The organism is Protofrankia sp. Cr1, from assembly GCF_963555865.1.
GTDB lineage: Bacteria > Actinomycetota > Actinomycetes > Frankiales > Frankiaceae > Protofrankia.
Window position 1 is genome coordinate 1 of record NZ_CAUVXO010000420.1, and the last position, 2,059, is coordinate 2,059.

The 2,059-nt window shown below is 71.7% G+C and carries 3 protein-coding genes; 2 read left to right on the top strand and 1 reads right to left on the bottom strand.

Annotated features, from left to right (window positions below):
- Positions 1-28 precede the first annotated feature (28 nt).
- Together U9980_RS22770 and U9980_RS22775 are read left to right on the top strand one after the other, a co-directional pair.
- Complete coding sequence (locus U9980_RS22770; protein WP_322769809.1) at positions 29-1,054, top strand: J domain-containing protein; 1,026 nt, start codon at positions 29-31, stop codon at positions 1,052-1,054.
- Positions 1,055-1,056: 2 nt separating this feature from the next.
- Complete coding sequence (locus tag U9980_RS22775; RefSeq protein ID WP_322749605.1) at positions 1,057-1,416, top strand: chaperone modulator CbpM; 360 nt, start codon at positions 1,057-1,059, stop codon at positions 1,414-1,416.
- Between the two features lie 40 nt (positions 1,417-1,456).
- On the opposite strand, the gene U9980_RS22780 is transcribed toward U9980_RS22775, so the two are convergent.
- On the bottom strand, positions 1,457-2,059 hold a 603-nt coding region (locus tag U9980_RS22780), incomplete at its 5' end, for an alpha/beta hydrolase (protein WP_322769807.1).

The window sequence follows — 2,059 nt, forward strand, 5'->3', positions numbered from 1 at the left end:
TCAGTGGACGGCAGCAGGACTGACAGCCATGGCACGCGACTACTACGAGGTGCTCGGCGTGCCACGCGGTGCAGGCGCCGAGGAACTCCAACAGGCCTATCGCAAGCTCGCGCGCACCTACCATCCGGACGTGAACGCCGATCCGGCCGCCGAGGAGCGGTTCAAGGTGGTCAACGAGGCCTACAGCGTGTTGTCCGACCCGGGTACCCGGGCGCGCTACGACCGCTTCGGGCCGGACTACCGCCAGATCCCGGCGGACTTTGACGAGCGGGCAGCCGCGGCGGGCTTCGGCCGAGGTCCACAGGGCCGAGGCGCGCGAGCCGGCGCCGGCCGCGGGCGGACCCGACGGGGTGGTGAGGCAGCCGCCGGGCAGGGCTTCGATGGCGGTGGGGGTTTCAGTGGTGACGGGGGCTTCAGCGGGGGGGTCGGTGGCGACGGCGACGGGTCCGGGATCGGGATCGGGATCGACTTCGAGGATCTCGTCGGTGACCTGTTCGGCGCCCACGGCGCGGCCGGCCCCATCCCCGGAGCCGATCAGGAGGCTGAACTGGAACTGACCGTGGAGGAGGCGTTCCAGGGTGGCCGGCGGCGCGTCACCCTTGCCGGGCCGGCCGGACCGCGCAGCTACCAGGTCACGATTCCCCCCGGCGTGGTCGACGGACAGCGAATCCGGCTCGCCGGGCAGGGTGGGCAGGGCAGGGCTGGCGGCCGGGCCGGCGACCTGTACCTGGCGGTGCGGATCGCGCCACATCCCCGCTACCGGCTCTCCGGCCGGGACATCCACGTCGAGTTGCCGGTGACGCCGTGGGAGGCCGCGCTCGGTGCGAGCGTCGCGGTCACGACCCCACGTGGCGAGGCGAAGGTCCGGGTCGTTGCGGGTTCGTCCTGCGGGCGCCGGCTGCGCCTGCGGGGCGAGGGGATGCCCAACCCCAACGGGGGCACCGGCGACCTGTACGCCGAGGTCCGGGTGATGGTCCCCCCGACCCTCACCCCTGCTGAACGCCAGCTGTTCGAGCAACTCGCCGCGGAGTCGACCTTCACCCCGAGGACGTGACCATGAACGCCCACCCGCGGCCGGAGCGCCGGCCGGCAGCGCCCGAAACCGTTCGGGTGGGCTACCCGCTCGCCCGGCGTTCCCAGCGACTGACCGTGGACGCGCTCGCGCGGCGAGCCGGCCTGCACCCGGACCTGGTCCGCCGGTTCGTCGCGCTGAGCCTGCTGGACGCGACGCGTGACGCCCGTGGGCAGCTGTGGTTCACCACGGACGCGCTGGTCACGCTCGGTCGCATCCAACGGCTGCGGGCCGGGCTTTCGCTGAACTACGCGGCCGTCGGCCTCGTGCTGGACCTGCTCGACCGGGTCGAGACGCTCGAGCGCGAACTGCGCGGCCATCCGCCGACGTCCCGTCCGGGTTGACCAGGTACCAGACGCGTCCGCCGCCGGTGGCCGGTGGTTCCTATGGTCGCGGGTCGGTGTGCGCCACGAATCCGGCCAGGATGCGGTTCACCGCCTCGGGGTTGGCAAGCATGATCAAGTGCCCGCAGCCGCGGACCTCGGCCGTCTCCAGCTGCGGGCACAGTTCACGCAGCCGCTCGGTGTCGGCGGGGAAGCTGCCGGCTATGTACAGCAGTGGGCAGGTGATCTTGACCAGGGCGTCCTCGGACGGGTAGGCGATGAAGTGCCGCCAGGTCGAGACCAGCACGTGCCGAGGGGTGGCGGTGACCTCGGCGATCGTCTGCTCCCGCACATCGTCGGAGGTACCCGGCGCGAACACCAACTCGTCGGCGAAGCCGCGGATCGCCGCCAGCCAGTGCTCGGACTCAAGGCCGGTGAGGAACTGGCGGGCGGCCTCGTCGAATCCCGGGCCGGCGAGAGTCGGACCGTCAAGAACGCACAACCCTCGGACGAACTCGGGGTAGCGGCTGGCGAAATCGAAGGCGATCCGGTCGAAGCTGTGCTGGACGACGATCGCGCGGTCGAGTCCCAGTTCGCGACATACGGCGGCCAGGTCGTCGGCCGCGCCTTCGACGGTGTAGTCCTGTTCGGGTTTGTCGGACTC